The organism is Arthrobacter sp. U41, from assembly GCF_007679325.1.
Classification (GTDB): Bacteria; Actinomycetota; Actinomycetes; order Actinomycetales; family Micrococcaceae; genus Arthrobacter.
Genome location: NZ_VEGI01000004.1, coordinates 41908 through 66441 on the forward strand (window position 1 = coordinate 41908; position 24534 = coordinate 66441).

Genomic DNA, 24534 nt, shown 5'->3' on the forward strand with positions numbered 1-24534 from the left:
TCACGGAGAAACCGAAAACCCCACGTACGCCCGCGAGTGGCCCAGATGAGCTTCACCTACGACTCCTCAGGAGGGTTTGCTCCAGTTCGCCCTTTTCCAGGTCCATCCGGAAGCCGGACAGCGTAGCTTTCAGATTGTCCTGCTTGGCCCGCGCTTCGGAATTGATATCTCTGAGTTTGTCGCCTGCCAGCCTTGCAGCATCGCTAGTACGCTTGGCCACATCTTTCACCTGTTTGGGATCGAAACGGTTCAGCAGATGGCCTAACGGGCCAGGCAGGCGGCCCTCGTTCTCGATCAGCACGGCCGCCAAAGATTCGGTGGCGACAAGGAGATTCTCTACTACTTTTCCCCGGGTCTGCTTCGATTGGGCCCACCGGGCGTATCGTTCGAACGGGAGCATGACTGACAGCGGCAAAATCAGCTCCAAGCCAACGCGTTTGGTCACCTCAATTTTGCCTTCGTCGAACTTCGCCGACGAAAACAGCACAAAGTCCTCACCAACTGACAGCGCTTCGTTATCTTCCACCAGCCCAGCAAGGACTTTGCGAAGTTCGTCTATGTCATCGGAGGCCTTCTCTATGAGGAGATCCCTGAACTTGAACACGTCCAGGTCCGGCAGCAGATCAGACTTGGACAGCGCTATTATCCAGATACGAGGGAACACGGCGAGAGGCGCGCCATCTAACAAGTCATCCTTTAGCGACAGCAGTCCGTTGCGGAAATTGGTCAACACGGACTTCAGGTACTTCTCCTCCTCGCCGGAATGGTCGAGCAGCCGCTGACCGTCCACCAGCAAGAGAGCGACGTCCGAACCCAGCAGGGACTTGAACGCGTCGACCTTGCGTTGGGCCTCCGGCCCGTTCACGTCCTCCTCGAACCACTCCCCTGGGTAGTCGTGCCAGACGAGGCGCAGGGCATCGATAGGGGTGGCCCTCCTCTGCCTCTGCCTGACATCGGCCCCATCCTTCAGCTTGATTTTGAAAGAGTATGAGGTGGCAGCCAAACGGGTGATCTCAGGCGGTCGCGCCGAATTTTTCATACCCAGGTAGTTTTTATGCAGCCGATTACCCTGGCCGATATCGTCCGGCACTACGTGGAACAGACTCTTCTGCAGGTACGGAGACTCTTGCGTTGCTCCGTAGAACGAGGAGATCAAGACGGTCTTACCACTTCCGCTCTCCCCAAACACCGCAATGTGCTGCTCTCCCGCTCTCTTTACTGGCATATGAGGAGCTTACGCGAACTTGAAACCTGCAACCCCCGTCCCACAACCCTGCGATCGCCGTGTCCTTCACGTCCTTGTCCGTCTCCCTGGAAACCACACCTCACTAGGCTGAGGGCCGCGGCCGGAACGACCCGACTAGGCGTCGTGGCCGCCGCGCCCGACCAAAGAATCGCCCGCTACAGGCCAGACTAGAACTAGACGTCGGCTGACGTGTCAGTCGGTCTCCGGCCGGCTCAGTGCGGCGCAACGGGTGCTGGACCGCTGGGGTGCGGCCTCCACCGTCGAGCCGGTGTCGTGGTGGAGGCAGATGAGCGGATGCTCGCCTGGCCTGCCTGCCCCAGCACTATCCTGGCGCGCCGGTCGCCACCGAGCAGTCGGTTGCGTGGCGGAGTGCTGGCAACCAGCTCATGGAGGGCTGGATCGACCTCCTGCTGGAGGCGCCTGACGGGTACGTGCTGGTGGACCACAATTCCTATACGGGCACGGACCCGTTGTCCGTATTAAGGACAATTACATCGGCCAGATGCGTGGGTATGCCGAAGCGATCGAGTCAATCACCGGGCGGCCCGTCGTTGAAAACGCTGAACCACACGCCGGCGCTGGGGAAGATGTTCCGGATCAGCTGGGCGTCACCACCAGCGGTGCCGGCACTCCGGGTTCTGGCACGCCCACTCGGGTGTGCCAAATTCAACTTTCCCGGTGGCGGGATAAACACGCATTTCGTCCACGACGACGCAGCCTGCAAACTCGGTATTCGGCATCGCCTGTCGCGCTGAAGGCATGACCATTCCGTAGGCAATTCGCCAGGCCTCGCTGCCGCAAATCGGGCACCCGCGCGTGGCAGTGCGTTTCGTCGTCTGCTCTGCGGTTGTTCCATCGGAATTCATGGAAGAACTGTAAGCGGACGGTCTGACAGGAAGATGCATCTTATGCTGTGGCGAGGGCGGTTGGTTCCCGTCCAGCCGGCTCACCGGCCCACTCTGGGTAACAGTCATCGCTCCGGACGTAGCAGCCACCAACCCGCGGATTCTGCGCGAGGACTTGGCGTTGCAGGTATTTACTCTGCGAACTCAAAGTCGACGGTGATTTCGGGATCAACGCTTTTGATGATTCCGGAGTAAAACACCTTGGCCTGCTCTTTCAGCGCTTCTTCATTTTGGGAGATGTACTTCTGCTTGTTCTCATCACTGAGGATGTTGTTGACCATCCGCGTTTGGACGGCTGGCTCGGCCAACCAGCCAAGAGTGTTGTTGCTCTCAATCGGGTCTTTGAAGTCGGGGTTGTCAAAGCCGATGCCAGTGAATTGAGGCATGGTCACGCGATACGATTTCGGGCCGGTGGGTTCGATCTTCACCTGCGACCCGTCGACGCCTAATTTGGCGTCAAACTCGTACTGAATCAGCGTCGTCTTCTCGCTCGCGGGTATGGCCACGCCGAAAATCTCCCTGTTGCTTTCGTACCTATTGAGGCCCTCCATGTGAAGGCTGAGCAGGGCGACCTCTTGCACGCGCGTGACTGCCTGGACCACTTGCGAATCACGCTCGCTGGAGCTGCTGCTGAACAGTGACTTCAGGGCGAGGGCGTTGAGTCCACCGGATGCGAATGCGGCGGCCGCTCCCCCAACCAGCACCACGACGAGCAGCAAGACCTGCCAGAGCAGAACCCGTACTTTGAAAAAGTTCAGGATGGCTTTAAGGAAGTTCACGGTGATTCGATCTCCAGCTCAAGTTTGACGTCAAATTTGCCTCGGAACTCAGCGCTGGTTACCGGCCACAACACATCGAATCGTCGAGTACGTTCGTACGATATATGAAAGCAGGGAGCGGCAGATTATGGCGCGCCCCGTCACCAAGCCGATTTCATGCCCTGCATGGCCAGCTCGGAAAAGCAGGAAGGGCGCGCCCGGTCTGACCGGACGCGCCCCCGCTTGCGCAGAACCCGCGAGGCGGTTCAGCGTCCCCTGAATCAGTCGATCAACACCGGCTCCTTGGCGTCTTCCGAGGCTTCCCTAACCGGCGCAACCTTCCGGTTCCGCTGGTTCAGCCAGCAACCCACCGCAAGAAGCGCCACGAGTGCGAACGTGCTCAACAGTTGGGGACGGGATTCCTCGCCGATGAAGCCCACCGTGAAGATCGCCGCGAGAATCACCAGGCCAAACACCGTGAGCCCCGGGAAGCCGGGCATCCGCAGGGGGAGCTCCGTGCCCTCACGGTCGGCGCGGAGGCGCAGTGCCAGCTGGGCCAGGAGGGCGGACGTCCACACCAGCAGGCACGTCGACCCCACGATGTTGAGCAGGACGGGAAGAACCATCTCGGGGAAGGCCAGCTCCAGCACCACCGTGACAACGCCGAACGCGACGCTGGCCAGGACGGCGATAACCGGGACCCGCGCCTTGGACACGGAGGCCAGCAGACGGGGCGCTTCCCCCCGCTCCGCGAGGGAGTACGCCATCCGTGACGCACCGTAGAGGTTGGCGTTGAGGGCCGAGAGCAGCGCTGCGACGGCCACCAGGGTGATGGCGGTGGCTGCGCCGGGCATGCCGGCGGCCTCCAACACGGCAGCGAACGGGCTCTTCAGCCCGGCCGATCCCACCGGAACCACGGCCGCGATGATGAAGATCGCGCCGATGTAGAAGACCAGGATGCGCCACAGCACCGTGCGGACTGCCGTCTTCACGCTGCGGGCAGGCTCGGCGGTCTCAGCTGCGGCCACGGAGACAATCTCGGTGCCGCCGAACGCGAACGCCACCACAAAAAGCGCCGTCGCAATCCCGGCAAAGCCGCTGGGCGCGAACCCCTCGCCCATGAAGTTGGACAGGCCCGGCGACTGCACGCCCGGCAGCCAGCCGAAGAGCAGCGCAAAGCCCACCAGCAGGAACCCGACGATTGCCGCCACCTTGAGCAGGGCAAACCAGAACTCGAACTCGCCGAAGTTCTTCACGCTGGTGAGGTTCACGGCGGTGAGCACCACGATGAACACAAAAGCCATCAGCCACACCGGCAGGGCGGGGAAGATGGTGGCCAACAGGGCTGCGGCACCGAGCGCCTCGGCCGCGATGACCACCACCAGCTGCACCCACCACAGCCAGCCCACCGTGGCGCCGGCCACCGGCCCGTACGCCTTCGCGGTATAGACCGAGAAGGCGCCGCTGTCCGGGTTGGCGGCGGCCATCTCGCCGAGCGCCCACATCACCAGGATGATCAGCGTGCCGGCCACGAGGTAGGAGATCAGCACGGCCGGGCCGGCAGCCTGGATGCCGGCGCCGGAGCCGATAAAGAGGCCGGCGCCGATGGCGCTTCCGAGGCCCATCATGGTGAGCTGGCGGGGTTTGAGTGCGGCGCCCAGTGCGCGGCCAGACGTCTTTGTCTGTTGTTCCATGGGGAGTCCTCTGGTTGTTGGTGGAGCGGGTTGGTAAAGGTCAGTGGTTTCTAGGCGGCGTGGGTTTCCAAAAGCCGGAGCACGCGGTCGTTGGAGGCGGGATCGGCAACGGTGATCCGCACGCCGTCGCCCTGGTATCCGCGGACCAGGATGTCTGCGCGGTCGAACGCCTCCACCAGCCGGGCCCGGAGGCTGTCATCCGCACGGATCCACAGGAAATTGCCCTGGCTTGGCTGCAGTGTCCAGCCCTGCGCCTCCAGCTGCGAGGCCATCCGGGCGCGCTCCTGTTTGACGGCTGCCACCCGCGCTTCCATCTGGTCCCCGGCGTCCAGCGACGCGATGGCCGCCTTCTGGGCCAGCGCGCTCACCGAGAAGGGAAGGGCGGTGCGGCGCAGTCCCTCGGCGATGGCCGGCGCCGCCACGGCGTAGCCCACGCGCAGGCCGGCGAGTCCGTAGGCCTTCGAGAAGGTGCGCAGGATGCACACGTTCGGGTACTGGCGGTAGAGCGACAGGGAATCGGGGCCGCTGCCCGCGTCGGCGTACTCCACGTAGGCCTCATCGACCACCACGAGGATGTCGGACCGGACGGACCGCAGAAAGGCCTCGATGCGCTCGTGGCTGAGCGGCACGCCCGTGGGGTTGTTGGGGGTGCAGAGCAGGATCACCTTGGTGCGGTCGGTGACGGCCGCGGCCATCGCTTCCAGGTCGTGGCCTTCAGCCTCGTCCAGCGGAATGCGGACCGGCCGGGCGCCTGCCAGCTCCACCAGGATGGGGTAGGCCTCGAACGAGCGCCACGCGAAGATCACCTCATCGCCGGCGTCGCACAGTCCGGTGATTATCTGCTGCAGGACGCCGACGCTGCCGGGTCCCACCGCGACCTCCCCGGCGGTGACGCCAAGGTGCCGGGCGAGCCGTTCGCGGAGTTCGACGGCGGCACTGTCCGGGTAGCGGTTCATGGTTCCTGCCGCTTCGGCCACCGCAGCGGCGGCAGCCGGCAGCGGAGCGTAGTGGCTTTCGTTGCTGGCGAGCGCTGCAACGTCGAGGCCGGCGCTGCGCCGGCCCGGGACGTAGGGCGGAAGTCCGGCCACAGCGCCACGAAGGGTGGGAAGCGCGGTGTCCGGTGCGGTCAGGAGCTGATCACTGGTCATGAGCAACGATCATGATTGTGACCGCGCCCACAATGCAAGATACCCTCAAACCATTGGGACTTCTGCTCAATATCTACTGTCTGTGGTGAAAATATGACCATCCCGAACCCCCGCACCCTGGATTCACTCGACGGCAGGATCATCCTGGCCCTCGACAAGGATCCGGAAGCCAGTGCCCTGGCCCTCTCGCGGACGCTCGGCGTCGCACGGAACACGGTCCACGCCCGGCTGGCGCGGCTCGAGCGCAGCGGCGCCCTCCGCTCCTTCAGCCGGAGGCTGGATCCCGCCGCGCTGGGCTATGACCTGATGGCCTTCCTCTCGCTGTCCATCAGCCAGACGCGAACAGGCGCGGTAGAAGACGGGCTCGCCGCGATCCCGGAGGTCATCGAAGTGCACGCCACCACCGGGGACGCGGACCTCATGGCCAAGGTGGTGGCCCGCAGTACGGCCGACCTCTACCGCATCACCAACGAGATCCTGGAAATCGAGGGGATCCAACGGACCAGCACCGCCATTTCCGTACTGGAACTCATGCCGCCCCGCTACGACGGCCTCCTGAGCCGGCTCTCCGAGCAGGAATCCCGCCCCTCCGCCTAAGTTGGGGTGATGCAGGCCACAAGTGCGCAGATTTTCAGTTCCGACCGCGTCTTACTGCCAAATATCCCAAGCGAACTCCACTCTCTTGCCTATCTGTGAACCAGGACACATGATTCCTGCATGACTTCACTCACTGTCTCCGGCCGCGTGGCGCAGGTTCTCAGCAGCTACCTCAGCGATGTCTTCGGTGTGATGGGCAACGGAAACGTCTACTTCCTGGACGCCGCGGAAAAGCTGGGCCTCCGCTTCTCCGCCGTCCGCCATGAGGGCGCCGCCATCGCCGCGGCAGACGCCTACTACCGGACGTCAGGCCGCCTCGCCGCGGGCACCACCACCTACGGCCCCGGCTACACCAACGCACTCACCGCCCTCGCAGAGGCGGTGCAGGCGCAAATCCCCGTGGTGCTGGTCACCGGGGACGCCCCGAGCAGCGGCGCCCGGCCCCAGGACGTGGACCAGGCGGCGATCGCCGCAGGCCTCGGCGCGGCCACCTTCACCGTCACCCGCGACGCCGCGGCCTCCATCACGCAGCAGGCGGTGGAGTACGCGCTCACCAAGCGGACCGCCGTCGTGATTGCCATTCCCTACGACCTCGCGGCACTCGAGGCTGCGGACGAAGAGCTTCCCGCGCCGCTGGCACCGGCGGTGAGTGACGACGTCGACGGCGGCCTGGGGCAGGTAGCCCGCCTGCTCGCCGGGGCGAAGCGGCCGCTGATCCTCGCCGGCCGCGGTGCGCATCTCGCCGGCGCCGGCCCGGAGCTTCGGGAGCTCGCTGACCGCCTGGGCGCCGTGACCGCCGGAACCGCCCTGGCGCTCAACCTCCTCGAAGGCGACGGATACCTCGGCGTCGCGGGCGGCTTCGGTACGGACACCGCGGCCGGGCTCATGGGCGAGGCCGATGTGGTCCTCGTGGCCGGGGCAAGCCTGAGCCCCTTCACCATGCGGTTCGGGCACCTGCTCGGCCCGGACAGCACGGTCATCCAGATCGACGCCGCCCTGCAGCCGACGCACCCCCGGGTGGATACGTTCGTCAGCGCGGACGTGAAGTCTGCCGCGGGACGCATCCTGGGATTGCTGGATGGCCCGGCCTCGCCGGCCGCCAGCCCCGCCGGAGCCTGGCGCGCGGAAGCCCGCCAGCGCCTGGCCGAGGGACCGGCCCACCACCCCGGCTTCGCGGAGACGCCGGACGGCCGGCTGGACCCGCGCTCCCTCGCTGCGGCACTGGATGCGGTGCTGCCGGAGCGCCGCACGGTGGTCCAGGATGGAGGGCACTTCGTCGGCTGGGCACCCATGTACTGGCGCATCCCGCGGCCGCAGGACCTGGTCATGGTGGGAACGGCCTACCAGACCATCGGGCTGGGCCTTGCCAGCGCCGTCGGGGCAGCCCGCGCGGTGGAGGACGGCCGGACCCTGGTGCTGGCCTCGGGCGACGGCGGTTTCCTGATGGGCCTGTCCGACCTCGAATCGCTGATTGGCGCGGCCAGCAGCGCCGTCGTCGTGATCTACAACGATGCCGCCTACGGAGCCGAAATCCACCAGTACGGCTCCCAGGGCCTGACCGAGAAGCCCATGCTGATCCCCGAGGTGGACTTCAGCGGCGTCGCCCGGGCGCTTGGTGCTGAATCGGCGATCATCCGCTCGCTGGCGGACCTCTCCGCGCTCACCGACTGGATCGACGCCGGCGCACGGGGAACCTTCGTGGCCGACTGCCGGATCACCTCCAGCGTCCGGGCCCCGTGGCTGAGCGAATGGATGGAAGCCTCGCGGGCGGCGAAGGCGGCGGTTGCAGGGTAGCTGCCGGCTGGCACGAAAAAGGAGGCCGACGACGACACCCAGTGTCGCCGTCGGCCTCCTTTTATGTCCGGCGGAGGTGCTATCCCCCGCAGGACCCTGGACCCTAGGCCGCCGTTGGAAGCGTTACGTAGCTGCCCTCGATGACGCTGGCGGCAACAACGGGAGTGCCGTCTACTGTGACATAGCTGCCACGGGTGACGGGGGGCAGGCTTCGGGCGCCAGCGACGGTGACATAGCTGCCCTCAACGCCGACGGGGACGCTGCCGGCGGGGAGAGTCGCGTAGCTGCCGCCGCGCACTGCGGTGTCGGCGACAGTGTTAGCGGTAGCGGCGTTGAGGGTGGTTTCGGTGGTGGCGGAGGAGGATGCGGGGCGTTCGGTCAGCAAAGTCATGGGTTCTCCGTGGGGTTTCGGGATGAGGGCCATACAGGTTCTTGTGCCGCTCAAGCAGGAGGGCGGTTTCGCGTTGTGTCGCTTGCCCCGCTGGCCCGGGTATGTTCACCGGTGCGGTACTCAAGGGCTACGGTGGCCTGTACCCAACTTTACAGGCTTATCGTGAGCTACTCAGAATAAGGTGGGAGGACTCACGTTTACGCAAGGCGGCTACGGATGGCTTCGTACGGCGGTGGCGGGCTGATTCACAGGTCCACCGCCTAACGTGGCCCACATGAAGGCTGCCCGGGACGCACGCTCTGCCGCCGTTGTCATCAACGCCGGATCACGCCGAGGGGCGGCCCACGAACTAGCGATGGACACGATGCGCAAGGCAGGCGTACCCATCTCCGCCGTGCACCATGTGCTGTCCGGGGCAGACCTGGCCGGGACGCTTGACCGGGTGCTTGCGGACGGGCACGATTTAGTCGTTGTCGGCGGCGGCGACGGGACGGTGTCCTACGCCGCCGGCCGTGTTGCCGGCACCAACGTGGTGCTCGGCGTTCTTCCGCTGGGCACCGCCAACGACTTCGCCCGCACGCTGGAGATACCCAACAATCTTGCCGAGGCGTGCGCCACCATCGCCGAAGGGAAGGTGGTGGACATCGACCTCGGCCAGGCCAACGGCGAGCCTTTCCTCAACGTCGCGTCCGTGGGCCTGTCGGTGTCTGTCACCGAAGCACTCAGCCCCCGCCTGAAGCGGCACATCGGGCCGTTGGCGTACAGCATCGCCACGCTGACGGCTTATGCCCGGCACAAGCCGTTCCGGGCCCGCCTCGAGTTCCCGGAGGGCGACCACGAGCCGCTGGAGCTCGAGGACCTGCTTCAAGTGGCCGTCGGCAACGGCCGGCATTACGGCGGCGGCAACACGGTCTCCCCCACCGCAGGGATCGACGACCACACCCTTGACATCTACGCCATCCTGGCCGGGCCCGTCCGGGAGCACGTGAGTATCGCGCGGCTGCTCAAGGACGGAAGCTTCATCAAACACGACCGCGTGTACCACCTGACCGCCAGACGTGTCCGGCTGGTCACCGACCAGCCGCTGCCGGTGAACCTCGACGGCGAGATCGCCACCACCACGCCGGCCGACTTCACCATCCAGCGCAACGCCGTCCACGTGATGGTGCCGCAGAGCAGCACCAGCGCGCTGTTCGACGGGCCGGGCACCGCGAACCGGCCCTCCTGAGGGCGTTGTTTCCTAAACAGTCACGCCTCCGGCACATCTCCCCTTACTGTTGATCCTGCACGCAACGAAACCGTTTACGTAAACCGTTTTCCGAAACCGATTACGTAGCGCGGTCAGCACGCAGCAAAGGCACCCTCAGGGAGGAGGAACAGTGGTCACCATCCGCGATGTCGCCAAGCACGCCGGAGTCTCCCCGGCCACCGTCTCCCGGGTTGTCAACGGGCTCGTCGGCTACTCCGACGAAACTCGGGCACGCGTCGAGACCGCGGTCAAGAGCCTCAGCTACGAAACGGACTACCTCGCCCGCGGCCTCAAAACCCGGCAGACCTCCGTGATCGGGCTCCTCGCGCCCATGGTCTCCGACGCCCTCGCCTCCCAGGTCATGCAGGGCGTGGAAGAGGAAGCCCAGGAACGCGGCTACGCCGTGATGCTCGGCCGCACCGGCGCCAAATCCGCTTACATCGCCGGCTACCTGCGGACGCTGCGCACCTACCGGGCCGCCGGCGTCATCCTCATCTCCGCGGTGATCACGCCGGAAACGAGGCAGCTGCTGGGGCCCAACGTCCCCATCATCTCCGTCGCCATCAGCGACAAGTCCGGCTCCCCCAGCGTGGCCATCGACGACGAGCAGGCAGCCTACGACGCGACCCGTCACCTGCTGCGGCTCGGCCACCGCCGCATCGGCCTCCTGACCGGCGACCCGGCGTCAATCTACGTCGCCCAGCCCCGGAAACGCGGCTACCTCCGCGCCATGACCGAAGCCGGCTGCACACCGGTCACCGCCACCGGCAGCTTCTTCTACGAAAGCGGCGCTCCCGGCGTCGACGAACTGCTGCAGCAGGAACCCGGCCTCACCGCCATCTTCGCGATGAGCGACGAGATGGGAGCCGCCGTCGTCAATGAACTGCAGCGGCGCGGGCTCCGGGTGCCGGAAGACGTCTCCGTCCTGGGCTTTGACAACACCTCCACCTCCCTGCACGTGAACCCGCCGCTGAGCACCATGGCGCAGCCGCTCGAGGAAATGGGACGGATGGCCGTGAAGAAGCTGCTCCGCTCCCGCGACCTGGGGCCGAAGATCATGCCGCACCGGCTGATCGAGCGCGGCTCCACCGCGCCGCCCAGCCCAGCTCCGCCGGGAACGCCAGAACCCACCAGCTAGCCCCTCACAAAACCAACGGCGGCAGCCGGCACTCCCCCGTGCCACCAACCGGCCAGCCGCCGCAGTTCCGCATGCACCAAACCACCCGCACCACCCCAATGAACTCGCACCACCCCAAACACAAGGAGCAACACATGAGGCAGCGCCGCCGCACCTGGCAGACTCTTCTCGCCACCACCGCATCCCTGACCGTCGCCGCCGTCGCCCTCACCGGCTGCGGCGGGACGTCCACGGACGCGCAGAGCGCCCCGAAGGCCGCCGCCGCGTCCTTCGAGGGCAAGGGCCCCATCAACTACGTCTCCAACCGCGATGCCTCCGGCGCCGCGAACAAGACCATCGAGGAATGGAACGCCGCCCACCCGGAGGAGAAGGTCACGTTCATCGAACTGCCCGACTCCGCGGACCAGCAGCGCCAGCAGCTCATCCAGAACGCGCAGATCAAGTCGGACACCTTCAGCGTGCTGAACCTGGACGTCGTCTGGACCTCCGAGTTCGCCGCCAACAAGTGGATCCTGCCGCTGCCCGCGGACGCCGTCCCCACCGACAAGATGATCCCCGCCACGGTCAACGCCGCGACGTACCGCGACACCCTGGTGGGCGCGCCGTACTACACCGACGGCGCCCTGTTCTACTTCCGCTCCGACCTGCTCAAGGCCGCCGGCATCGCCGCCCCGCCCAAGACCTGGGACGAAATGAAGACCGCCTGCAAGACCATCCTGGCGCTCCCCGAGGCCGCTGGCATGTCCTGCTACACCGGCCAGTTCGACAAGAACGAGGCCCTCACGGTCAACTTCTCCGAGGCTGTGGCCTCCGCCGGCGGATCAATCGTCGACGCCGACGGCAAGCCCACCGTCAACACCCCCGAAGCAAAGGCCGGCCTGAACCTGCTGGTGGACGGCTTCAAGGACGGCACGTTCCCGTCCGACGCCATCACCTACCTCGAAGAGCAGGGCCGCCGCGCGTTCCAGGACGGCAAGCTGGTCTTTATGCGCAACTGGCCCTTCCTGCACGCCTCCCTGAGCGCCACGGACGGCTCCAGCAAGGTGGCCGGCAAGTTCGATATCACGTCCATCCCCGGCACCGACGGCCCCGGCGTCTCCACCCTGGGCGGCCGCAGCCTCGCCATCTCCCCGTTCACCCCGAACAAGGCCACGGCACTGGAGTTCGTCAAGTTCTTCACCAGCGAGGAGCAGGCCCAGAAGCGCCTGGCCCTGTCCTCCCGCGCCCCGGTGTACGCCTCGCTGTTCGAGGATCCCGCCGTCGTCGCCAAGCGCCCGTTCTTCCCCACCCTGCTGACTTCGCTGAACAACGCCCAGCCGCGCCCCAAGGTGGTCCAGTACGGCGCCACCACCAAGGCGATCCAGGAAGAGGCCTACGCGGCCATCACCGGCAAGAAGGACACGGACACGGCCCTGAACGACATGCAGGCCAAGCTCACCGAGCTGTCCAAGTAATTCCGTAACCCCCGCAGTTCAGACCCCACGCCTGGCCGGCCGGTCCACCCCGGCCGGCCAGGCAGCTGCAACTCCAGTTAGGTACCCCGCATGACGACGACGACCGCCCCGCCCGCCGGCGCGCAGACCGGCACGCCCCAACCAGGCACGTCCCAGCCAGACAGCCCCCGCAGACGCGGCAAACGCTCCCCCGGTGAAGGCCGCATGGCCGCGATGCTGCTCTCCCCCACCCTCCTGGTGCTGGCCCTGGTGATTGTGTACCCGCTGCTGTCCGCGGTGCACCAGTCCCTGTTCCGCGCCGAATCCGGCCTGGACGCGGACGGCTTCGTCTCCGACGTCGAATCCTTCGTGGGACTGGCCAACTACGCCGACCTCTTCGTCGGCGAATCCGGCCGGCGCTTCCTCAACGCCTTCGCCAACACCACCTTCTTCACCGTCACCACGGTGTTCCTCGAAACCGTCCTGGGCCTCTGCCTGGCCCTGGCCATGAACCGCGCCTTCCGCGGCCGGTCCTTCCTGCGCGCCAGCATCCTGGTCCCGTGGGCCGTCCCCACCGCCGTCTCCGGCCTGCTGTGGCGCTGGATCTTCCAATCCGACGGCATCGCCAACACCATGCTCGGCTCCGAAATCCTCTGGACCGCCGAAGGCAACGCCTCCAAGGTTGCCGTCATCATCGCCGAGGTCTGGAAGACCGCCCCGTTCATCGGCTTGCTGGTCCTCGCCGGGATGCAGGTCATCCCCGGCGAAGTCTACGAAGCCGCCCGGATCGACGGCGCCGGCTGGTGGCGCCAGCTCGGCTCCATCACCCTCCCGCTGGTCAAGCCCACCCTGCTGGTGGCCGTGCTGTTCCGCATGCTCGACGCCCTCCGGATGTTCGACCTGCCGTTCGTGCTGATCGGCCCCGGCAAGGAATCCGTGGAAACCCTCTCCATGCTGGCCTGGGACGAATCCAACCAGCTTCGCTACGGCTCCGCCTCCGCGTTCGCCGTCATGCTCTTCCTGTACGTCGCCGTCGTCGCGATCGTCTTCGTGAAGGTCCTGGGCGCCGACGTCACCGGCGCCAAGGAACTGAAGCTGCTGTCGAAGAAGACCGCCCGGAAGAACCGCCTCGCCGCGCAGGCGGCGTCGAACGCTGAACAGACTGACCTGGCGAACTCCCAACAGAAGAAGGCCGAGGCCACCCGATGACCATCTCCGACCTCCGCAACGCCGCCGCCGACTCCGGCGCCCCGGACGCGCCCAAGGCGAGTGCCGCCGTCGTCCCCGGCTCCTCGAAAACCGGCAAGCCGAAAGCCAAGCGCACCTGGCGCTCCTACAGCGTCTACGCCGGCCTGGCCCTGATCTTCGCCTACTGTCTGGCGCCGTTCTACTGGATGCTGGTCTCCAGCCTCCGCCGCACCGCGGACATCTTCGACAACACCCTGCTGCCGGCCCCGTTCTCGCTGGAGAACTACGCCAAGGTGTTCGACGGCTCCACCATGTTCGGCCAGGCGCTGCTCAACTCCCTGATCGTCGCCGGCACCACCACCACGTTCGCGCTGGTCCTGGGCGTGTTCGCCGCCTACGCCATCTCCCGGCTGAACTTCCGCTTCAAGTCGCGGATCCTGGGCGTCATCATCGCGACGTCGATGTTCCCCGGCATCTCCGTGGTGGTCCCGCTGCTGCGCCTCTTCACGGACATCGGCTGGATCAACACCTACCAGGCGATGATCGTGCCGAACCTGTCCTTCGCGATCCCGCTGGCGGTCTGGAACCTCACCACCTTTATGAAGGCCCTGCCGTTCGACCTCGAAGAGGCCGCCATGATCGACGGCTGCACCAAGTGGCAGGCGTTCCGCCGCGTCCTGCTGCCGCTCGCCGCGCCGGGCGTCTTCACCACCGCAATCCTGACCTTCATCCACAGCTGGAACGAATTCATCATCGCGCTGTCCATGATCAACGATCCCAAGATCCAGACCGCCACGGTGGCGATCTCCAAGTTCACCGGCGCCACCGAATTCCAGGCGCCCTTCGGCGAGCAGATGGCCGCCGGCGTGATCGTCACCGTCCCGCTGGTGATCATGGTGCTGGTCTTCCAGCGCCGGATCGTCGAAGGCCTCACCGCCGGCGCCAGCAAATGAGCCCTGTGGAGGAAACCGCCCTCGCGCCCGCCGCTGAGTGGTGGCAGTCCGCCGTCATCTACCAGGTCTATCCGCGCTCGTTCGCGGACGGCGACGGCGACGGCGTGGGCGATCTCGCCGGGCTGACCGCCCGGCTGCCGTACATCGCCTCGCTCGGGGTCGACGGCATCTGGATGACGCCGTTCCAGCCCTCCCCGCAGGTGGACCAGGGCTACGACGTGAGCGACTACTGCGGTGTGGATCCGCTGTTCGGCACCATGGAGCAGTTCGATGCGCTGCTTTCTGACGCGCACGCGCTGGGCCTGCGGGTCCTGCTCGACGTCGTCCCCAACCACTGCTCCTCGGAGCACCCGCTGTTCCAGGCGGCTTTGGCGGCCGGGCCGGGGTCGGCGGAACGGGACATGTTCCACTTTGTTGAAGGCTCGGTGGACATGTCCGACGGCGGTGTCCCGCCGAACAACTGGCAGAGCGTCTTCGGCGGCCGTGCCTGGAGCCGTGCCAATCCGGGTTCGCCGACGGACAAGGACTGGTACCTGCACCTCTTCTCCCCCGAGCAGCCGGACTGGAACTGGCGCAATCCCGCCGTCGGCGAATACTTCGACGGTGTGCTGCGGTTCTGGTTCGACAAGGGTGTGGACGGCCTGCGGATCGACGTCGCGCATGCCCTGTTCAAGGCCGACGGCCTGCCCGACTCGCCCTCCGCGGGCGGGGTGGTGGACGGGCTGCGGTCCAATCCGCAGGTCTCGGACCAGGAGGAAGTCCACGAGGTGTACCGCCGCTGGCGCACGCTGGCGGAGAAGTATGAGCCGCACCGCCTGCTGGTGGGCGAGGTCAATCTGGAACCGGCCCGCGCCGCCCGTTACACCCGCGCGGACGAGATGCAGCAGGCCTTCGCCTTCGCGTTCGTGAAGCTCGGCTGGGACCCGGCGGCGTGGGCCGCCGTCGGGAACGAGCTAGAAGCCGCGCGGCAGCTTCACGGCGCCACACCGACGTGGGCTCTGGAGAACCACGACATCGTCCGCTCCGTGACCCGGTTCGGCGGCGGAGAGGTCGGCGCACTGCGGGCCAGAGCCGCGATGGTCGCTTTGCTGGGTCTGCCGGGCCCGGCATACCTCTATCAGGGCCAGGAGCTCGGGCTGCCCGAGGTCGACGTCCCCCTCGAGTCCCGGGTGGATCCGATGTGGGCCCGCGGCGGTGTCTGCCGCGATGGCGCCCGCGTCCCGCTGCCGTGGACCGCCCACGATGCGTTGAGCCACGGCTTCTCGCTGGCTGAAGCAGCGCCCGCGGTTCAGGCATCAGAGCCGTGGCTGCCTCAGCCCGAGGGCTGGGGCACGCACGCGGTCGAACTCCAGCAGCAGGACCCGGAGTCCCCGCTGGCGCTGGTGGCCAAGGCGCTGGAGCTGCGCCGGCTGCTGTGGAAGAACGAGGTCTTCGGACCGAACGACGGCGGCACATGGCGCATCGAGGACGGGAGCCTGCTGATCTGCGAACGCAGCACGGACTTCTTCGTCGCCGTGGCGATGGGTACCGAACCGGTGCAGCTGCCGGCCGGTTCCGTGCTGCTCAGCGCCGCACCGCTGGCCGAGGACGGCTGGCTGCAGCCGAACAACGCTGTGTGGGTTCTGAGGGGCTGAAGGTCCAGTGGTCCGAAATGTGTGGAGAATGGCGAGGTTCTGAGGAAGTCGATCAGAGCGCACGGTGCTAATGGAGTGGTGGGTAGACATTTCCGAGGGCCAGAAACGCCGGCTAAGCGGTTCGACATTTGTCGGTCGTTACGGTGAAGTCAATCAGCATCGGACACACCGACGACGACGATTTCACAGGCCCATAAGTGCCCTAAGACTGGCGTGGTCCAGACAAGTTTTCCACCGTGAGCAGGAACATCACTTCTAAGCTGCCGGAGCGCAGCAGTCCTTGATTCGGCAGGCTATCCCAGGCACCCTATGATGGCGTCATCTGCAGAGTTCCAATGCAGAGTGCACATTCCGGGCAGCCCAGACATTACTGAGACGCCGTACACTACCGAGGCGCCCGCCCCGTGTACGGCGGTGCGCTATAGTCGGCGCTGAGTCTTGATCAGAGGAAGTCAAAATTGGAACTAGAGAAGACCTTCACGCGAACTCGGTTCGCGAGCGGCGTAATCAGTCACGCTCTGGAAGAACTAGAAAAGCTGGGCGCCGAGGCAGAGGCTCTGGCGAGAGCCGAGCACGAGTCGAAGCAGGTGGGCGAAGAGTTCCCTATGACCTACCAGCCGGGTTACTGCCACAGTAGCTTCCGAACGGGCCATGGTAACGAGTCTTGGGAATTCGACAGCATCGATGAGTGGTACGCGTCTTATGATCGGGGCGCGGAAACTGCGGACCTCACCGTTGGTCAATCACGGTTCAGCCTGAGGGTGGGGCACGCGAGCTGGGGCACAGTCGTCAGCGTGACAGCGCCTAGCAACGACAAAGTCGCCCGCCTTATGCGGTTCTTCGACCTCGCCGAGGCCGACAGCAAGTTGCCCGAAGTGGCCATTCCCGAGCCGCCCAGGTTGCCAGTTGTCGTGTTCATGGGACATGGTCGGAGTTTGGATTGGCGGGACATCAAAGATCATCTTCGCGATAGCCACCACTACACAATCGAGGCCTACGAAGTGGGTGCCCGCGCTGGGCACTCCATCCGTGACGTGCTTGACAGCATGCTGGCGGCGAGCAGCTTTGCGCTCCTCATCATGACCGGGGAAGACGAGACGTCCGACGGGGACGCGCGGGCAAGGCAAAACGTCGTCCACGAGGCTGGATTATTCCAAGGCAAACTTGGATTCAACCGCGCCATCGCAGTCGTCGAGAATGGAGTCGAGGTCTTTAGCAACCTCGACGGCGTCCAGCAGATTAGATACGACAAGGGCAACGTGAAGTCTACGTTCGGGGAAATCCTCGCCACACTTCGTCGCGAGTTCGGCGACCGCCGGTGATCTGCTCCACGCCATTCATAAGACTGCGCCACGCCCGGCGGCAATACTAGCGACAATGCGCTACCGGTCCTAGCTCCTGCTAGCTCGGGGGTAAGTCGTCAGCGCTGGACGAGGCATTCTCCCCGCCCTTAGGAGTTCCCAACTTATCCATCATTGACTTAAAGACAGAAGAGGCCCCATGTACTTGCCGCTCCACTGTTTTGAAAAGCTCATCCAAGCGATCTATCGGCCCCCATTCACCCTGCAGGTCCCCTGTCTTTAGAGCGGCGTACGCTTTCAAGTTTCGCTCTGCAGATTCCTCCGGGCGCCAAATAACCAGGGAAAACGGCTCCCTGTCGTCGCCATCTATGCTCTTCAGCGTCAGAGCTATTTCTGGGTCCAGCCTGTACTGGTAAGCACCATGCTTATTGAGGAACCAAGAGATTTCTTCTTTGGCCGTCTTTTCCACCAGAGTGTCTATCAGGGACAGCCATTCAGTCTGCGTGAACAAGGTCGCCTTCCATTCCGTATCCGATTTGAGTTATAACACCCTCGAGGTCAAACGCCAACGCGTCCAAGTCGGCCTTCAGAGATCTGGTTATGGTAGCCACCTTGGTCTTGGGGCTCGTAATCGTCTTCGATTTCGCCTCCGACGCCCCTGTAGAGATTCTACCCAGCAGTTCGGTAAGGGTCTCAGCCGAGTCCGAACTGGAAACATTCGCCACGTCCACCGCGCGGATCAGAGCTGAACAGCGAGCGCTCTCTTGCGTAATCCAAAGAAGGACGTATCTCGCGCCCTTGGCATCGTCATCCTGGATGGCCTGGTCTAAAGAAATATGGAGACGCTTTAGGGCGTCGAGACCATTACCGAGATGCGCGGTGGCAATTTTCTTTTTGGTAGCCGCGATTGAGTCTTGTACTGCTTTCGCCTTACGGCGCGCGCTCAGGGCCGCAAGAGCAGAGACTACGACACCTAAGAGGCTTATCCAGTCGATCAGCGAAGGCGCATTGCTCGTGTCGATCCAGTCGCTTAGGTTCATCCCCGCCATTCTCCCCCAGATCTCTTTGCGAACTCGATAATACACACATCGCAGAACGGGGGAGTTGAGGGTGACGGAATCAGCGAACACGCGGGGTCCGTCCCCGACCCCGCTAACCTGCACATGCGCGACCCTAAGGCAGGGACCGGCCCGCTCCGTTGGAGCGCGCGGACCATCGCTCAGTCGAGCGTAGCCTCGACCCCTACAGCAGCACGTCTTCAGGCCCCTGGAGATGGCTGACAGCCATCCGACGCGGGCTGCTGCCCGCGCAGACAACGCGGCCGCTGGCTATTCGCGGTGGTTTGGCGCGTGGCTGCGACAGACCGAAGTCCCCGCTCCCACCACCGGAACGACGTCCTCCACGATGTACTCATCGGCCGAGGACCTGAGCCAGGAACTGGCGGCCCTGCTCGACGGCGGCCGGTACGGCGACGCCCGGATCCTCCAGCCCGGGAGCGTTGAGGCGATGTTCGAGCCACGGGTGCAGGTGGACGGGTCCAAGGGCTACGCCATGGGGTGGTTCACCCGGCCGCTGGTGGAGTCCGCCGATCCCGCAGCGCCGCCGGTCCCGGAGGGGACGTTGCCTCTTCTCGTGGAGCATCAGGGGGAATGGGGCAACAGCCATACCTACCTGGCCATGGTTCCGTCCGCCCGTCTTGGCGTCGCCCTGGTCATCAACGGCAATGACACCGCTGCCCCGTCACGGCTGAAGGCGATCGACACCAACCTCCTGCGGATTCTCCACGGCCAGGCGCCGGTGCCTGCGGTGGTGCACGAGGACTGGCTGCAGCGCTACAGCTGGGCGGTCGCGTTCGGACTGTTGCTGGCGGACGTTCTGAGCCTGTGGCTGGTGCTCCGGTTCCTGGTGCCGCGGGGACCTGCCCCTGCCGGAAAGCGGCCGGTTCTCCTGGCCTGGGCGGCCGCGGCCCTTGCCCTCGACGGGTTCGCGCTGTGGTTGTGCCTCGTCTACGCCCCCGCCCGGTTCGACACCAGCCTGTCCGTCATCGTCCGCCAGTTTCCCGACGTCGGCATCTCCCTGGTGCCGGTTCTCGCGCTGGCAATCCTGTGGCCGGTCCCGCGAACAGTGTGGCTGATGCTGGCGATGCGGGCCTCGCGGGCAGCACCCTAAAGGGACCGAAATTCCTGGGTCGCGGCAGGCAACGGAGGCACCCCCACCAGAGTGCCGCCGTCGAACTTCATGGCTAGTGCTACTCCTTAGCGGCTACTACTACGCTCCGGTCGCTACCGGATGTGGGCAAAGGCACGCGACGGCGTCTGCCGCGACGGCGCCCGCGTGCCGCTGCCGCGCGCGAAAAAACGATTTGTCCACCAAGCTACGCAGCGTCACGCCGTTCCGTCAAGAGCAAAAGAAATGTCGAAAGTGATGGTTGACACAATCCTGAAGAAGGCCATATTGTGATGCCAAGTCGTTTTGGCAAAACGATTCTTCACCTTGCTCCTTCTCGCCATTCCGTTCGAGAGAAAGTGAGTCGACAGCGATGTCCACTCGAAACAAATTCTTTAGTTTTGCCGCCCTGGGCGGCCTCTGCACCACCGTGGCGCTCGTGGCGACCGGGTGCGGCGCCGGCGGCGCACCGGCCGCCTCCGGTGATGCCAGCAACGCGGTCACCGTCCTCGTCGAGGCAGGCGGCAAGGCGGAACTCACCAAGGTCGCCGAGACCTGCAAGGCCGAGACCGGCGTGGACGCCACCTTTGTTGAGCTTCCCTACGAGGGGCTTTTCAACCGGCTCTCGAGCGAGTTCTCCTCGGGCAGCGTGTCCTTCGATGTCGCCGCCCTGGACTCGGTCTGGCTGCCGAACTTCAAAGACGCGGTCCAGCCGATCGATGAACTCTTCACCGACGAGGCCAAGAAGGACATCTTCCCCGCCCTGGTGAAGGAAGCTCAGGTTGACGGCCATTTCATCGGCATGCCGGCGTGGACCAACGCGGAAATCATCCTCTTCCGTAAGGACCTGTTTGAGGACGCCAAAAACAAGGCTGACTTCGAGGCGAAGTACGGCTACGCGCTGGCCGCCCCCACAACCTGGAAGCAGTATCAGGAAGTCTCCGAGTTCTTCACGAAGGACGGCATGTTCGGAACTGACGTCAAGGGCGCCGTGGAGACCGAGTGGATGGCTCACGTCCTCCAAGCCGGTTCTCCCATGGTCCTTGACGCCGACAACAACGTCATCATCGACAACGCCGCGCACAAGGAAGCCCTCGACTTTTACGTCAGCTTGGTCAACTCGGCTCCGACCGGCGCAGCGCAGGTGGACTGGGCTGCCGCGCAAAACCTGTTCAATCAGGGCAAGACGGCCATGACCCGGTTCTGGGCCCACGCCTACCGCCAGATCCCCGAGGACTCCCCCGTCTTCGGCAAGGTCGGAACCGCCCCCATGATCGGCGGATCCGCGGGAGTCGCCGGTGTTCCCGGCCCCTGGTACCTTTCGGTCCCCAAGGCCAGCAAGAACGCAGAGAACGCCAAGAAGTTCATTAAGTGCGCCTACGACCACAACGACCTCGGACTGGAATCCTCACTGGGCCTGGCCGCGCGGATCTCCGCCTTCGAGAAGTACCAGGACAAGCCCGGCTACGAAAGCTTCGAGCCGCTAATCGCTACCCTCAACGCGGACGCCACCGCCACGCGCCCGTCGACCGAGAAGTGGCAGCAGATTGTCGACACGGTTCTGGTCCCGACGCTTCAGAAGGCAGTGGCCGGCGGAGACACCACCGCCCTGCTCGCCGAGGCCAAGACCAAGGTCCAGGCCCTGATCAAGTAGCCCCTTCGCGGCCGGCGCAGCCTGGAGCTGTACCGGCCGCGAAGCTCCACCGAAGAAAGTTCGACTCAACAGAAGGCAATCCCGTGCGTCTCTCCGATCGCCGCTTCGCTCTGTACCTGATGACCCCGGCGGCACTGTTCCTCGCCGTGTTCGTCGCTTACCCGCTGCTCCGGCTTGTCGCCGACAGTTTCTACAAGATTTCCCCTCTGGCCGGAGGCTCACGGGAGTTCATCGGACTTGCCAACTATGCCGAGGCTTTCACCTCGGAGGCGTTCATGGGCGCCGGCTGGCGGACTCTTGCCTACACCCTCATTGTGGTGACACTCGAGTTTTCGCTCGGACTGGGTATGGCCCTGCTGTTCACCGCCCTGGGCAAACGGTCCCAGATCTGGCGCACCGTCTTCCTTTATCCCCTCATGATCGCGCCCATTGTTGCCGGACTGCTGTGGAAGTTCCTGATGATCGACAACTTCGGCCTTGTCGGGACTGTGCTGCACCGGGCGGGCCTCGTGTCGGATCCCAATCAGATCGGCTGGCTGTCCGATCCGTCCATTGTCCTGTTCTCCGTGGCCATCCCGGACATCTGGCTGACTACATCATTCATGTGTCTGGTGCTGTTCGCCGGTCTGCAAAACATTCCCGGGGACCTGATCGAGGCGGCCCGCCTCGACGGGGCCAGGGCACCGGCGCTGCTGTTCCGGATCATTCTTCCGCTGCTGCGCCCGGTCATCGCCGTCGCACTCGTCGTCCGCGGGATCGACGCCGCCCGCGCCTTCGACGTCATCCTCATTCAGACCAACGGCGGCCCGGATTCCGCATCCGAGACCATGAGCCTGCTGATCTACCGGACCATGATCCGCTTTGGGGATCCCGGGCTGGCCAGCGCCATGGGCACCATTTATCTGATCGCCATGCTGGCCGTGGCCTTCGTAGCCGTCACCACCATCTGGCGCCCCGGAAAGGACAGCTGATGAGTTCCCTGGAAACCAGCAAGTCAGACCTCAAGCAGCAAACGCCCGAGTACCGCCCCGGCCATTCCGGCGTCGCCGCGTCCGCATCCGTTGGTGCGAGCACCGGCCGGATTCCGGTCCCACGGCTGCCCCGACGCAAGGGCCGAAACCGGGAAGGACTCGAGGCCGGGAAACGCAGCACCCGGACCCTTCTCTGGATCGTCCTCGCCGCGGCCCTGGTGATCTACGGGTTCCCGTTCGTGTATCTGGTCCTGACCTCATTCAAGACCCCGATCGATACGATCGCTGTCCCGCCGACCATCCTGCCCAGCGAATGGACGCTGGAGAACTACACCTCCGCACTGGGTCGCAGCGGCGTGCTGGCCTCCATGATCAACAGCGTCCAGACAGCCATCGTCAGTACCCTGCTCTCCCTGGTTCTGGCGGTGCCGGCGGCCTACGGCATTACGCGTTACAAGACACCGAGCGGACAGGTCTTCATCATGGCGGCCCTAGTCACCCGCATGGTCCCTCCGGTTGCCATCGGGATTCCGCTGGCGTCCATGATGTCCGCCGTCGGCCTGGCCGACACCCCCATCGCCCTGGCCATCGCGCACACCACGATCTCGCTGCCACTGTCCATCTGGTTGATGGCCAGCTTCTTCGAAGCTGTCCCCCGGGACCTGGAGGAAGCGGCCACGGTTGACGGGTGCAGCCGGCTCGGAGCACTCTGGCGGGTGGTTATCCCCGTGGTCTCCGGCGGCATCGCAGTGACCGCGATCTTCGCGTTCCTCGCCTCCTGGAACGAGTTCCTCTTCGCCCTCCTGATGACAGCTGTCCGTTCGCAGACCACACCCGTGGTTATCGCCAACTTCCAGACCCAGTTCGGCCTGGACTGGGGATCCATGACCGCGCTGGCGGCCGTGTTCTCGATTCCGGTCATCCTCCTCACGCTTCTCTTGCAGCGCCACATCGTCGCGGGCATGACGCTCGGCGCCGTCAAGGGCTAGACCACCAACAACGAAAATGAACAACACCAGGACGGGAATCGGAAAGGTAGGCACGAGAACATGGAACCTGAGCAGCCACTTATCCCGCTCAGCGGCTTGGCACAAGGGCCACGACAAATCCTCGGTAGCCTACTGGTACTAGGCCGGCAAGTACGCGCACCCCGAAGTGCTGCCGCCGGTCGAGGAGCGGCATCGAACACGGATACTGGGCCGAGTAAACCCGGGCCCTCAAGAGCATGACCAACCATAAGGACGTGGGAGACAGATGAGCAACAGGAACATCGGTATCAAGGACGTGGCGGTCGCCGCCGGCGTCTCCGTGACAACTGTCTCCCACGTCCTCAACGAGGTTTCCTACGCCCGAATCAGCCCCGAAACCAGGGACAAGGTCAGGACCATTGCGGAGCAACTAGGCTATGGACCCAACCGCCTTGCCCAGGCCCTTCGCACCCAGAGGACCGGCATGCTGGGTCTGGTCAGTGAGGATATCGCCACCACGCCCCACGCCGGCCGGATCATCCTCGGCGCTGAGGAGGCCGCCAAAGCCCGGGGGTACAACCTCATGATCATCAACACCTCCGGCTCGGCCAGCCTCGAATCCCGGCAGGCCGACGTCGAGGCCCTCCTGGAACGCCGGGTGGATGGAATCCTCTACGCCACCATGTACCACCGCAACGTGGAGCTGCCGGCCAACCTCGGCAGCGTGCCCTCCGTCCTGGTCGACTCGGTGGCCACCGGCGGGAACATCACAGCCGTGATCCCGGACGAAGAAGGCGGTGCACGCGCCGCCGTGGGCGCGCTCCTCGAAGCCGGCCATACCCGGGTGGGCTTCCTCAACAACACCGATGATGTCCCCGCAACCCGTCAGCGGCTCCAGGCCTTCCGGGCCACGCTTACTGAAGCAGGGCTCGACGGCGACGCGGCACCTGTCGAGTCCGAGGTCTCCGAGGTGCAAGGCGGCTATGAGGCGGCCCGGCGGATCCTGACACGCGAGGACGCGCCCACCGGTTTGTTCTGCTACAACGACCGGATGGCGATGGGAGCCTACCGCGCCGCTGCGGAGCTGGGACTCACAATCCCCGCTGACCTTTCAGTCGTAGGCTTCGATGACCAGGAACTGATCGCCGCCAACCTTCACCCGGGCCTCACCACCGTGGCCCTGCCTCACTACGAGATGGGGGCTTGGGCCACCGAGCACCTGATTGACGCCGTCGAGGGGAAGACCGACCTTACCCTCATGGCACTTCACCCGACCATTCTGAGCTGCCCCCTCGTGCGCCGCGATTCCATCACGGCTCCCCGGCCATAGGCAGCCAGCCCCCTTC

Annotated in this window: 22 protein-coding genes; 14 read left to right on the forward strand and 8 right to left on the reverse strand. The window is 65.0% G+C overall.

The window, feature by feature from the left end:
• Nucleotides 1–52 precede the first annotated feature (52 nt).
• The 5 genes from FS787_RS13025 to hisC all read right to left on the reverse strand — a co-directional run bounded on the left by FS787_RS13025 (nucleotide 53) and on the right by hisC (nucleotide 5751).
• Nucleotides 53–1225 carry an ATP/GTP-binding protein gene (locus FS787_RS13025; protein WP_144672868.1) on the reverse strand — a complete coding sequence of 391 codons (1173 nt, stop codon included), beginning with the start codon at nucleotides 1223–1225 and terminating at the stop codon, nucleotides 53–55.
• Between the two features lie 629 nt (nucleotides 1226–1854).
• Nucleotides 1855–2112 carry a hypothetical protein gene (locus FS787_RS13030; protein WP_144672869.1) on the reverse strand — a complete coding sequence of 86 codons (258 nt, stop codon included), beginning with the start codon at nucleotides 2110–2112 and terminating at the stop codon, nucleotides 1855–1857.
• 170 nt (nucleotides 2113–2282) lie between these two features.
• Nucleotides 2283–2930, reverse strand: a complete 648-nt coding sequence (locus FS787_RS13035) for a DUF4230 domain-containing protein (RefSeq protein ID WP_144672870.1) — start codon at nucleotides 2928–2930, stop codon at nucleotides 2283–2285.
• Nucleotides 2931–3190: 260 nt separating this feature from the next.
• Nucleotides 3191–4603, reverse strand: coding sequence for an amino acid permease (locus FS787_RS13040; protein WP_144672871.1), 1413 nt, complete (start codon nucleotides 4601–4603; stop codon nucleotides 3191–3193).
• A 50-nt stretch (nucleotides 4604–4653) separates the two neighbouring features.
• Nucleotides 4654–5751, reverse strand: a complete 1098-nt coding sequence (hisC, locus tag FS787_RS13045) for a histidinol-phosphate transaminase (RefSeq protein WP_144672872.1) — start codon at nucleotides 5749–5751, stop codon at nucleotides 4654–4656.
• A gap of 93 nt (nucleotides 5752–5844) precedes the next feature.
• On the opposite strand from hisC, the gene FS787_RS13050 reads away from it, so the two are divergent.
• Together FS787_RS13050 and FS787_RS13055 are read left to right on the forward strand one after the other, a co-directional pair.
• A complete protein-coding gene (locus tag FS787_RS13050) occupies nucleotides 5845–6348 on the forward strand; it encodes an Lrp/AsnC family transcriptional regulator (protein ID WP_144672873.1) in 504 nt (167 codons plus the stop codon).
• A gap of 120 nt (nucleotides 6349–6468) precedes the next feature.
• A complete protein-coding gene (locus FS787_RS13055) occupies nucleotides 6469–8142 on the forward strand; it encodes a thiamine pyrophosphate-binding protein (protein WP_144672874.1) in 1674 nt (557 codons plus the stop codon).
• A gap of 103 nt (nucleotides 8143–8245) precedes the next feature.
• On the opposite strand, the gene FS787_RS13060 is transcribed toward FS787_RS13055, so the two are convergent.
• Complete coding sequence (locus tag FS787_RS13060; RefSeq protein WP_144672875.1) at nucleotides 8246–8533, reverse strand: hypothetical protein; 288 nt, start codon at nucleotides 8531–8533, stop codon at nucleotides 8246–8248.
• A 274-nt stretch (nucleotides 8534–8807) separates the two neighbouring features.
• Between FS787_RS13060 and FS787_RS13065 the strand changes: the two genes are divergently transcribed.
• The 7 genes from FS787_RS13065 (at nucleotide 8808) to FS787_RS13095 (ending at nucleotide 17450) form a co-directional block, all read left to right on the forward strand.
• A complete protein-coding gene (locus FS787_RS13065) occupies nucleotides 8808–9761 on the forward strand; it encodes a lipid kinase (protein WP_144672876.1) in 954 nt (317 codons plus the stop codon).
• A 151-nt stretch (nucleotides 9762–9912) separates the two neighbouring features.
• Nucleotides 9913–10920, forward strand: coding sequence for a substrate-binding domain-containing protein (locus FS787_RS13070; RefSeq protein WP_144672877.1), 1008 nt, complete (start codon nucleotides 9913–9915; stop codon nucleotides 10918–10920).
• A gap of 134 nt (nucleotides 10921–11054) precedes the next feature.
• Nucleotides 11055–12374, forward strand: a complete 1320-nt coding sequence (locus FS787_RS13075; RefSeq protein WP_144672878.1) for an ABC transporter substrate-binding protein — start codon at nucleotides 11055–11057, stop codon at nucleotides 12372–12374.
• 90 nt (nucleotides 12375–12464) lie between these two features.
• Nucleotides 12465–13562, forward strand: coding sequence for a carbohydrate ABC transporter permease (locus FS787_RS13080; RefSeq protein ID WP_260982548.1), 1098 nt, complete (start codon nucleotides 12465–12467; stop codon nucleotides 13560–13562).
• Nucleotides 13559–14494 (forward strand): carbohydrate ABC transporter permease, encoded by a 936-nt coding sequence (locus FS787_RS13085; RefSeq protein WP_260982549.1) that lies wholly within the window; start codon nucleotides 13559–13561, stop codon nucleotides 14492–14494. Before FS787_RS13080 ends, FS787_RS13085 begins: the two co-directional genes overlap by 4 nt.
• Nucleotides 14491–16128: an alpha-amylase family glycosyl hydrolase gene (locus FS787_RS13090; protein ID WP_144672879.1), complete on the forward strand. Its 1638-nt coding sequence runs from the start codon at nucleotides 14491–14493 to the stop codon at nucleotides 16126–16128. Before FS787_RS13085 ends, FS787_RS13090 begins: the two co-directional genes overlap by 4 nt.
• 458 nt (nucleotides 16129–16586) lie before the next feature.
• Nucleotides 16587–17450, forward strand: coding sequence for a TIR domain-containing protein (locus FS787_RS13095; RefSeq protein ID WP_144672880.1), 864 nt, complete (start codon nucleotides 16587–16589; stop codon nucleotides 17448–17450).
• Nucleotides 17451–17529: 79 nt separating this feature from the next.
• Here FS787_RS13095 and FS787_RS13100 read toward each other — a convergent pair whose 3' ends face one another.
• Both FS787_RS13100 and FS787_RS13105 read right to left on the reverse strand, forming a co-directional pair.
• Nucleotides 17530–17940: a hypothetical protein gene (locus FS787_RS13100; protein ID WP_144672881.1), complete on the reverse strand. Its 411-nt coding sequence runs from the start codon at nucleotides 17938–17940 to the stop codon at nucleotides 17530–17532.
• Nucleotides 17924–18469: a hypothetical protein gene (locus FS787_RS13105; protein WP_144672882.1), complete on the reverse strand. Its 546-nt coding sequence runs from the start codon at nucleotides 18467–18469 to the stop codon at nucleotides 17924–17926. Before FS787_RS13105 ends, FS787_RS13100 begins: the two co-directional genes overlap by 17 nt.
• Nucleotides 18470–18701: 232 nt before the next feature.
• On the opposite strand from FS787_RS13105, the gene FS787_RS13110 reads away from it, so the two are divergent.
• The 5 genes from FS787_RS13110 to FS787_RS13130 all read left to right on the forward strand — a co-directional run bounded on the left by FS787_RS13110 (nucleotide 18702) and on the right by FS787_RS13130 (nucleotide 24518).
• On the forward strand, nucleotides 18702–19598 hold the full coding sequence (locus tag FS787_RS13110; protein WP_144672883.1) for a serine hydrolase: 897 nt from the start codon (nucleotides 18702–18704) through the stop codon (nucleotides 19596–19598).
• A gap of 370 nt (nucleotides 19599–19968) precedes the next feature.
• On the forward strand, nucleotides 19969–21249 hold the full coding sequence (locus FS787_RS13115; RefSeq protein ID WP_144672884.1) for an extracellular solute-binding protein: 1281 nt from the start codon (nucleotides 19969–19971) through the stop codon (nucleotides 21247–21249).
• Between the two features lie 83 nt (nucleotides 21250–21332).
• Complete coding sequence (locus FS787_RS13120) at nucleotides 21333–22220, forward strand: carbohydrate ABC transporter permease (protein ID WP_144672885.1); 888 nt, start codon at nucleotides 21333–21335, stop codon at nucleotides 22218–22220.
• Complete coding sequence (locus FS787_RS13125; RefSeq protein ID WP_260982550.1) at nucleotides 22220–23209, forward strand: carbohydrate ABC transporter permease; 990 nt, start codon at nucleotides 22220–22222, stop codon at nucleotides 23207–23209. The genes FS787_RS13120 and FS787_RS13125 overlap by 1 nt, the downstream gene beginning before the upstream one ends.
• A 265-nt stretch (nucleotides 23210–23474) precedes the next feature.
• Nucleotides 23475–24518, forward strand: coding sequence for a LacI family DNA-binding transcriptional regulator (locus FS787_RS13130; protein ID WP_144672886.1), 1044 nt, complete (start codon nucleotides 23475–23477; stop codon nucleotides 24516–24518).
• The last annotated feature ends 16 nt before the right edge of the window (nucleotides 24519–24534 follow it).